This is a genomic window from Faecalibacterium sp. Marseille-Q4137, from assembly GCF_017377535.1.
GTDB classification, from domain to species: Bacteria; Bacillota; Clostridia; order Oscillospirales; family Ruminococcaceae; genus Faecalibacterium; species Faecalibacterium duncaniae.
Genome location: NZ_JAFREK010000064.1, coordinates 1 through 8,530, shown reverse-complemented (window position 1 = coordinate 8,530; position 8,530 = coordinate 1). Strand labels below are relative to the sequence as shown.

Sequence of the window (8,530 nt, the reverse complement as noted above, 5' to 3'; positions counted from 1 at the left end):
TGGGCGATGTGGAGCACTACGACGAGGAAAAGGACGATTGGAGCACCGGCTATTACGGCACCGGCAGCCGCCAGCAGGTAACGGACGATGTGTTCCACAAGCTGGAGACCGGCGAAGAGTTCACACGGGATGACTTTATCAAGGCGGAGCTGGCGCTGCAGGATGCCAAGCTGGAAGCCGGCATCGATCTTGAAAAGGAGAAGAGCCCGGGCCTCATTGGTAAGTATCACGATTGGAAAAAGAACCGCGTAAGGCACAAGGTGAACAAAAAGAAGTACCTTCTGCTCTGCCTGTTTCTGGGCTGGTGCGGCGGCCACCGCTACTATGAAAAGCGGTATGTGCTGGCGGCCTTCTACACCTTGTTCTTCTGGAGCGTGGTGCCCTTCTTCCTCTGCGTGACCGACCTTCTCATTGCCCTGCCCATGCAGGCTGATGAGAACGGCGACATCCTGATCTGACATCTTCCTCTATTCATTCATTTACCTCCTAGCGCCAGAAAGGGCCTGCGGCATTTGCCGTGGGCCCTTTCTGGCGTTTGCAGGTCCGTTCTCCGGCGCGGAACATAGTGGCGGCTAACTGGCGTTGTGCTATACTAGTATATCAATTGATTGTGCAATAAGCACAATAGAATTTTTCACATTCGTGAAACTTTTCCCATAATCGTAAAATTGACCTGTTTTACCTTAAAATATTACTAACAGATATATCAAAAAGCGTTCATAATATAGACATAAAGTTCCGGACGGGCTGGTACGCAGTGGCAGCTGTAAGCCCCATGGAGAAAACGGAGAATGTTCCTGTGTGAACAAAGGAGAGAATGAAATGGCAAAACCAGAAGTCTGCCGGATAAGTTCTATGATAAGGACTATGAGCACAACGGCATCCACCGCGTTCCCCTGTGGCGTATCGCAGGCTACGCGTTGAACAACACCGCAACCAACGTTTATCTGATGATGATGAACTACGCTACCTACTACCTGATGGGCTGGGTCGGCGTTGGCATGATGGTCGCTTCTTCCCTGACCATGATGATGCGTATCTGGGACGGTGTCACTGACCCGTTCGTCGGCTTCATGGTCGATAAGACCAACGGCAAGTTCGGCAAGAACCGCCCGTTCATCGTGATCGGTCAGATCATCCTGTGCGTGACCAGCTACATCGCTTTCCATGTCACCCACAAGCTGCCTCAGGGCGTGCGCTTCCCCTTCTATGTGGTCGTCCTGATGGTCTACTATCTGGGCTACACCTGCCAGTGTGTTGTTACCAAGTCTGCACAGAGCTGCATGACCAATGACCCCAAGCAGCGCCCCATGTTCGCTTCCTTCGACGGCGTGTTCAACACCCTGCTGTTCGCCATTCTGGGCATCATCATCCCTCGTATTGCTGATGGCTACACCGATGTGGGCGGCTACGCTTCCACCCAGTTCATGCACACCCTGTGGCTGATGACCGCTATCATGTCCGCCTGCTTCACCGTGATCGCTGTGATCTCCATTACCCCCAAGGATCGTCCTGAGTTCTTCGGCACCGGCAAGCCCATCAAGGTCGGTATCAAGGATTACTGGGATACCCTGAAGAACAACCGTGCCATTCAGATGCTGGTCCTGTCCGCATCTACCGATAAACTGGGCTCCTCTGCAAAGTCCAGCGCCGTCATGGTCGCCATGTTCGCCTGCATCGCCGGTTCCAACCTGCTGCAGAGTAACGTTACCGGTCTGGTCACCATCCCCAGCACCATCGTGTGCTTCCTGTTCATCAGCTTCTTTGCTACCAGACTGGGTCAGCGCAAGGCTATGCTGATCGGCTCTGTGGGTGGTCTGGTCATCAACGGCGCTCTGGCAGCCCTGTGGCTGCTGGGCGATCCCACCACCATGACCTCTAACCCCGCTACCGGTGCTCTGAACTGGGGCTACTTCCTGATCCTGTACCTCGTTCTGACCATCATCGCCGCTGGTTTCCAGGGCATTTCCGGCAACATCGTTATCCCCATGACCGCTGACTGCGCCGACTACGAAGTCTACCGTACCGGCAAGTACGTCCCCGGCCTGATGGGCACCCTGTTCAGCTTCGTGGATAAGCTGGTCTCCTCTTTCGCTCCCATGGTCGCCGGTATCATGTTCAGCATGTGCGGCTTCACCGATCACAACCCCGTTATGGGTGACCCTGTTACCCCGGGCCTGCGTATGGGCGTTGTCTTCTGCGCTTACGGCATGATCATGATCGGCCTGGTCTGCAACCTGATCGCCATGAAGTTCTATCCCCTGACCAAGGAGAAGATGGAAGAGATCCAGGATGAGGTCGCTCAGATCAAGATGAAGACCATGGCTGAGAACGCCTAATTGGTACTTGCAATTTTCTGCGGAAACCTGTAAAATCAAATAGGAAAACCGCTCGCCCTTGCGGCGGGCGGTTTTCTGCTTTTGGAACAAAATTCAAACAAGAGGTACATCGTACATGGAAGAAAAGACACAGTGGGTAAAGGACCCGGACCATGGGTTCATCTGGAACACCATCGACCACCTGTTATACTGGAGAGAACACCGTGAAAAGCACTGTGTCAGCCGCAAGAAATATATGCGCCTGTGCATTCTGGGTGCGTTTGGTGCGCACCAGTTCTATGCCAAGCGCCCGGTGCTGGGCCTGCTGTATCTGGCAACCTTCTGGAGTGGTTTCTCTGCCGCTATGACCATCGTGGACTTCATCATTGCCGTGCCCATGAAACCGGACGAGAACGGCAACATCTGGCTGTAAAAAGCCCTCTGGCGGCCTGCTGGGCCGGAAAGGAAAACACCCTATGGATAATGTTATACAGTTTCTGTTCAACACCAACCACGAGCAGCCCAGCATCCTGGTCTGGGTCCTGCTGATCGTGATCGCGGTCGTGATTCCCAATTACGTCAGATATCGGATGGAGCAGAAGCGCTCCAATGATTCTGTTCCCACCCAGAACCCTGCCCGTTCTGCCCCGCGCAAGAAGAAGCGCAGCAAAAAGCGCTGAGCCGCAGGCTGGGGCAGCATGGTAAAGATGCTTTGATATTTCATGATTTCCCATAACCGAAAGGGCCCTGCAAATGCCGCAGGGCCCTTTTGGTTTGCAAGAGAGTGTGGGAGATGAGAAAATAGATTGACGACTGATAGCAAATGTGCTATCATAAGGCTGAGGGATAAGCCGCACATAGAAGAGGAACATGAATGTATACAGTCGAATTTTACGAGAACGACAGAGGCGTTTCCGAACTGTGGGACTTTTTGGAAGAGCTGCGGATAAAAAGCGCATCCAATAAGGATGCGCGAATACAGTATAAACAGATCGTGTTGTATATCCAGCTGCTGCAGGACAACGGAACACGGCTTTCCGAGAATGTGACGAAGCATCTGATGGATGGCATCTGGGAGCTGCGTCCGGGAAATAACCGGGTATTCTACTTCTGTTGGCGGGGTGACCGGTTTGTGCTGCTGCACCAGTTTCGGAAGAGATCGCAAAAAACACCGCGGCGTGAAATTGAACGAGCAAAAGCGGAACGTGATGATTGGCTTGCAAGAAAGGGTGAATGAATATGAGGACCTGGAACGATTATAAGGAGCATGTGGCAGCTGTTGACCCGGACATTGCAAAGGATATCCGGGAAGCGGAAGCAATGTCTGCAATCGTGAAAGCAATGGTAGAGCAGCGCAATGCGATGGGATTGAGCCAGCGGGAACTGGCAGCGAGGTGCGGTATTCCGCAATCCTCGGTGGCACGGATCGAATCCTTTAAAACGATGCCCAATCTGGATACCCTGCTGAAGATCTTCCAGCAGCTGGGTTTGAAATTGACCATCTCAGCGGCCTGATTCATCTTGCCATTTGCCGCATACAAAAACCGCCCCGGCGGCTGCTTTGTGCAGTGCCGGGGCGGTTCGTTTGTTTTTTGGTGTTCAGATGCAGGAAGTACTTACTTCTTGATCTTGATTAGCTGTGCGTTCAGGCTCTCGATAAAGCCATCGGGCATGTTGATCATCTTAGCCATAGTCTCAGGGGTCATGCGCTTCATCATATCCCACATGCCAACGCCGGGCTTGACGTCAAAGTTGGTGGCCAGCTTGACAGCCCTGGTAGCGAGAGCCAGAGCCTCTTCGTTCTTGGAGAGATCCTCCATGCTGTCCTTGATGCTGTAATAGCCCTCGGGAAACTCCATCGGAGCCTTCAGATCCAGGCTGCCGACCTGCTTGAACCAGTTGGCAACGCCCTCCTGACGCTCGTTGAACTCAGGCAGAGTGTAGCAATCAGGCTCCTTCTCGACCTTTTCCAGCGTGATGGAATCCTTCACGTCACCGGCAACGGCCAGGATGGTGTTGAAGCCCTCTTCCAGAGCAACATTGAACTTGAACACGCGGTGTGCGGTCTGCTGGCCGACTTCCTTGCCGTTGACGTACAGCACAACGGTGTCCTGGTTGGAGTAGACCTTGATCTCGGTGGTCTCGCCTGCGCGCTGTGCATGGCGGCGGCCAGCGATGTGGACCATGGGCTGCTTGGACCAGTATGCCTGGTAGACAAAGTAGCTGTCCTTCTTGGTCTTGCGGTCAATGGTCATCAGGCCCTTGTTGTTGCGGCCTGCAACGCCGCCCTCGTTGCGGGCAGCACAGCCAAAGTCGAACATGTTCCAGCAGTGGGTAGCCCACACCCAGGGACGATCCTCGAACACCTGAGCCAGATGCTCGTGGTACAGTGCCTGATACTCCTCGGTGTAGTCCTTGCACTGGGGATCGTTGCTGTGCCAGTTGATGATACCCTCGGTGCCGTACTCGGAGATGCCGATGCAGATGTCGGGGTGCTCGGCGTGGAACTTGTCCAGCCAGGGGCCGTTCTGCTCCATCTTGCCGCCGTACCAGCCGAAGTAGTGGTTGTAGCTCTCTACATCGGTAATGTGATGCATGGGGCCGTCAACAGGGGTGTTGGAGACGTGGGCAATGGTGGTGAGACGGGTGGGGTCCAGCTCACGCACCAGCTTCTGCAGGTCGTGGTGGTTGTCCACCAGCTCCTGGCAGATGCCGCCGATCAGGATCTCGTTGGACAGGCCCCAGAACATGATGGAGGGGTGGTTGTAGTTCTGGATGATCAGCTCGGTCATCTGGTGACGGCAGTTCTGGTGAGCGGAGGGGTCCTTCTTAAAGACGCTGATGAAGGGGATCTCAGCCCAGACGGCGAAGCCCAGCTCGTCACATGCGTCGTAGAAGTCCTGGCTGTGCTGATAGTGGGCCAGACGGATGGTGTTGGCACCCAGCTCCTTGATGAGCATGGCATCCTCGTAGTGATCCTCAGCGGTCAGGGCGTTGCCCTTGTACAGACGATCCTGATGGCGAGCCACGCCGCGCAGCGGGGTGGGCACGCCGTTGATGGAGAAGCCGTCGTTCGGGGTCACAGTATAGCTGCGGACACCCACGTTGGCGTAGATCTCGTCAAAGGTCTCGTTGTTCTTCTGCAGGCGGGCGGTCACGGTGTACAGGTTGGGCTCGTCCATGCTCCACAGCTGGGCATCGGGAACGTACAGGATGACCTTGGTGCTGTCGCAGGGGCGCACGCCGGAAGCAACTTCGTTGCCGTAGCAGTCCTCGATGCTGTACATCACAGTGTAGGCTTCTTCGCCGTTGGTGACCCAGCTCTCGATCTCGAAGGTGGCACCGCCATCCTCGGTGGGCTTGGGGGTGACCTTGATGCCGGGGCCGCCGAAGTAGTCCAGGTCAAAGTGGGTGCCGGGCACGCTGATCAGGTTCACGCCGCGGTACAGGCCGCCGTAGAAGGTGAAGTCGGCGGAAGCGGGGTACATGGAGGGGGTGTCCTCGTTGGAGACCTCGATGGTCAGCTCGTTGTCGCCCTCGTGGCACAGGTCGGTGACATCGGCACGGAAGATGGAGAAGCCACCCTCGTGGGTGGTTGCCACCTGGCCGTTGACCTTCACGGTTGCGGCCAGAGCAGCTGCCAGCACCTCAACGTAGGTGCGGCCGCCAGCCAGAGGCTGCTTGGGCTGGGTAAAGGTGCGGGTGTAGACACCGGTGGTGCGCAGATAGCTGCCGTTGCCGTCCATGCCGTCCACAGCGTTCCAGGTGTGGGGCAGGGTGACCTGCTCGGTGGGACGCTCGCCCTTGGGGAAGGACAGGGTCCAGTTTTCGTTCAAGGAAATGATCTCTCTCATCGATACTGCTCCTTCTGGTTTTCTTCTTTGTTTCGGCGGCCTGTATGGCAGAAGAAATGCCGGAAACAGGCCGGTTGTTGATTTCAGTATAGCACATCAGAGGGAGGTAGGGTTTGTACAATCTTTTGGCAAAATAGTAATATTTTGTGAAAATCCAGACGATGATTCCACGATTTTACAATCTGGCCCTTAGAAACGACAGCACAGCATGAAAAGGCTCCCCGAAGCAGAGACGAAAAAGAGGGTGTCCGTCCCCGCAGAGGGAGGCAGCGGCTTCCGCTCATCCCTGACCAGAGGGCCTCTTTGGCGCTGTGGGTCCCTCCGGCAGAAAGTGTTGACGGAACGGCGGCTTTTTGCTATAATTATAAAGCTATGAATATGGAGATGTATCGAAGTGGTCGTAACGAGAACGACTCGAAATCTAACTGGCTTTTTGGAAGTGGTTTTCCGGTTTTGCTAGGTTTCATGCGGGTTTTCCGACTTCGTGAGGGAACGATTTTCTGGCGTTCTCTCCTGCAATTCTCTCCAAAGTTTTCCCAGAATGCACGGCGCATTCTAAAATTTAATATCTGGAGCATTACTCAAGTGGTCGTAAGAGGTCGCACTCGAAATGCGATAGGCCGGGAGACCGGTGCCAGGGTTCGACTCCCTGATGCTCCGCCAAATCGAATGGACAGATGAATTTTATTCGTCTGTCCATTCTTTTTTGCCGGAACATCGCCCGTCCACCCTGTCTTGTGGGCGTATGGCATCATGCTGACGCATTGCCATAGCCCAGCCCCTCCAGCATCGCCTGTGCAGACGAGAGCTTGGAAGCGTAATCGAGGTGGGCGTAAATATTGGCGGTGGTGGAGAAGTCGCTGTGACCCAGCCATTCCTGAATCTGCTTCATGGGAACGCCGTTTGCCAGAAGAAGGCTGGCGCAGCTATGACGCAGGTCATGAAAGCGGATAGGACGCAGACCGTTTTTCTCCAACAGCTTCGGGAACTGCTCGGAAACGTAGTTGGGGCGGATGATGTTCCCGATCTCGTCCACACACAGATAGCCCAGATAATCCCGGTTGTAGCTTTTACCGCACAGGCGGCGGTAGGTTTCCTGCTGACCTTTCAGCATCAGCAGGCGGTCACGGATGGGCGGCACAAGAGGCAGCGTCCGCAGGCTGGACTTCGTTTTTGCACGGTCTGCCTGTACCAGAACCTTTTTGCCGTCGATGGATGCCTGCGTAACGATGTGCTTGATCTCCAGAGTGTTTTCCTCAAAGTCGATCGCATCCCACTTCAGCCCCAGCGCCTCGCTGCGGCGCAGGCCGTAGAAGGATGCCAGCAGAACCGGGATCTCCAGCTTGGTGCCCTCTGCGACCTCCGTCAAAGCATGGATCTCTTCGGCACTGTAATAGCTGCCCTTGAACGCATTCTTCTTCGGACGCTCGACCTTATCTGCCGGATTGGTGGGGATCAGGTCGATCTTGACCGCATACTTCAATGCCTTGTGGATGTTTGCATGGTAATGGATCACCGAATTTGCCTTGACCCGTTCAAGCTGTTTGGTATAGAAATCCTGCAAATCGGTGGCTTTCAGGTCTACCAGCTTGATGCCGCGCTTGCGGAAATAGGGAGCGATGATGCGCTCCACCATTCCTTGATAGCTGGCATAGGTCGTGATTTGGACAGAGCTTTTCGTGACTTCCAGCCATTTCAGCATGAAGTCCGAAAAGAGAATGTCATCGTCCAAGCGGATCTCCGCAGGTGCGGTGGGAACCATGAAGTTCCTCCGACGTTCCAGCAAAAGAGCTTCAGCTTTCTTCTTGTTCCTCTTGACGGACAGACCGGTGGCTTCCCACTTGGTCTTTCGCTTTCCGTCTGCGTCCTTGTAACTCAGAACGATGTAGTAGAAGTCGTTTTTTTCTTGCAGATGCCCTGCTACCATAATGTTTCCTCCTGTCTTTGCATCCACCTGAATATGTAACTTCTGCCGCTGACACCATCAGTGTACCCAACGGCAGGAGAGAATGCAAGGATGTCACGCCCGGATGGTGTGACCGGGTGCGAATCCGATAAGATAAGTCAAAAGATGTGCCTTGGGGATGCGGTAGGAGCGTCCGACCTTCAAATGCTGGATGCTCCCCTTTTTCAAAAGCGCATACCCGGTTTTTGTGCTGACGCTCAATATCTCGCACATCTGGTCGATGTTCAGCACATCCGGGTAATCCCGGAGCATCACACGGTACGCATCACGGGGATTCAAAGTTTCTTCGCCCAAACAGATCCCCCCTTTCTATAATGGAGTGTACCGCTCCGTCTTGCGGTCAGGCTCTTCCTGAATCAAAGTGCAGGCTGCGATCTCGCTCATTCCTGTCC

9 protein-coding genes and 1 tRNA gene are annotated in these 8,530 nt (G+C 54.6%); 7 read left to right on the top strand and 3 right to left on the bottom strand.

Features of this window, described 5'->3' with window-relative positions; all coding sequences use genetic code 11:
• The 6 genes from J3353_RS15050 to J3353_RS15025 all read left to right on the top strand — a co-directional run.
• A partial coding sequence (locus J3353_RS15050) for a TM2 domain-containing protein (protein WP_207685157.1) occupies nt 1-458 on the top strand: 458 nt, incomplete at its 5' end.
• A gap of 462 nt (nt 459-920) precedes the next feature.
• Nucleotides 921-2,339, top strand: a complete 1,419-nt coding sequence (locus J3353_RS15045; RefSeq protein ID WP_242700997.1) for an MFS transporter — start codon at nt 921-923, stop codon at nt 2,337-2,339.
• Nucleotides 2,340-2,454: 115 nt separating this feature from the next.
• Nucleotides 2,455-2,751, top strand: coding sequence for a TM2 domain-containing protein (locus tag J3353_RS15040; RefSeq protein WP_005928832.1), 297 nt, complete (start codon nt 2,455-2,457; stop codon nt 2,749-2,751).
• A gap of 43 nt (nt 2,752-2,794) precedes the next feature.
• Complete coding sequence (locus J3353_RS15035) at nt 2,795-2,998, top strand: hypothetical protein (protein ID WP_156059129.1); 204 nt, start codon at nt 2,795-2,797, stop codon at nt 2,996-2,998.
• Between the two features lie 194 nt (nt 2,999-3,192).
• The gene (locus tag J3353_RS15030) at nt 3,193-3,555 is read left to right on the top strand and encodes a type II toxin-antitoxin system RelE/ParE family toxin (RefSeq protein ID WP_117534360.1); all 363 of its coding nucleotides are present in this window, start codon (nt 3,193-3,195) and stop codon (nt 3,553-3,555) included.
• Nucleotides 3,552-3,833, top strand: coding sequence for a helix-turn-helix transcriptional regulator (locus tag J3353_RS15025; protein ID WP_347562940.1), 282 nt, complete (start codon nt 3,552-3,554; stop codon nt 3,831-3,833). The genes J3353_RS15030 and J3353_RS15025 overlap by 4 nt, the downstream gene beginning before the upstream one ends.
• Before the next feature lie 101 nt (nt 3,834-3,934).
• Here J3353_RS15025 and J3353_RS15020 read toward each other — a convergent pair whose 3' ends face one another.
• Nucleotides 3,935-6,172 (bottom strand): glycoside hydrolase family 2 protein, encoded by a 2,238-nt coding sequence (locus tag J3353_RS15020; RefSeq protein WP_207685156.1) that lies wholly within the window; start codon nt 6,170-6,172, stop codon nt 3,935-3,937.
• A gap of 571 nt (nt 6,173-6,743) precedes the next feature.
• Between J3353_RS15020 and J3353_RS15015 the strand changes: the two genes are divergently transcribed.
• Nucleotides 6,744-6,835 (top strand) — tRNA-Ser (locus J3353_RS15015).
• Nucleotides 6,836-6,923: 88 nt separating this feature from the next.
• On the opposite strand, the gene J3353_RS15010 is transcribed toward J3353_RS15015, so the two are convergent.
• Together J3353_RS15010 and J3353_RS15005 are read right to left on the bottom strand one after the other, a co-directional pair.
• Nucleotides 6,924-8,099 carry a site-specific integrase gene (locus tag J3353_RS15010; RefSeq protein WP_207685155.1) on the bottom strand — a complete coding sequence of 392 codons (1,176 nt, stop codon included), beginning with the start codon at nt 8,097-8,099 and terminating at the stop codon, nt 6,924-6,926.
• 93 nt (nt 8,100-8,192) lie between these two features.
• Nucleotides 8,193-8,432 carry a helix-turn-helix domain-containing protein gene (locus J3353_RS15005; RefSeq protein ID WP_370569216.1) on the bottom strand — a complete coding sequence of 80 codons (240 nt, stop codon included), beginning with the start codon at nt 8,430-8,432 and terminating at the stop codon, nt 8,193-8,195.
• Nucleotides 8,433-8,530 lie beyond the last annotated feature (98 nt).

Excerpts from the sequence above, each read along its gene's own strand:
- J3353_RS15025 (WP_347562940.1), top strand. The coding sequence starts at position 3,552 with ATGAATATGAGGACCTGGAACGATTATAAGGAGCATGTGGCAGCTGTT.
- J3353_RS15035 (WP_156059129.1), top strand. The coding sequence starts at position 2,795 with ATGGATAATGTTATACAGTTTCTGTTCAACACCAACCACGAGCAGCCC.
- J3353_RS15030 (WP_117534360.1), top strand. The coding sequence starts at position 3,193 with ATGTATACAGTCGAATTTTACGAGAACGACAGAGGCGTTTCCGAACTG.
- J3353_RS15040 (WP_005928832.1), top strand. The coding sequence starts at position 2,455 with ATGGAAGAAAAGACACAGTGGGTAAAGGACCCGGACCATGGGTTCATC.
- J3353_RS15020 (WP_207685156.1), bottom strand. The coding sequence starts at position 6,172 with ATGAGAGAGATCATTTCCTTGAACGAAAACTGGACCCTGTCCTTCCCC.
- J3353_RS15010 (WP_207685155.1), bottom strand. The coding sequence starts at position 8,099 with ATGGTAGCAGGGCATCTGCAAGAAAAAAACGACTTCTACTACATCGTT.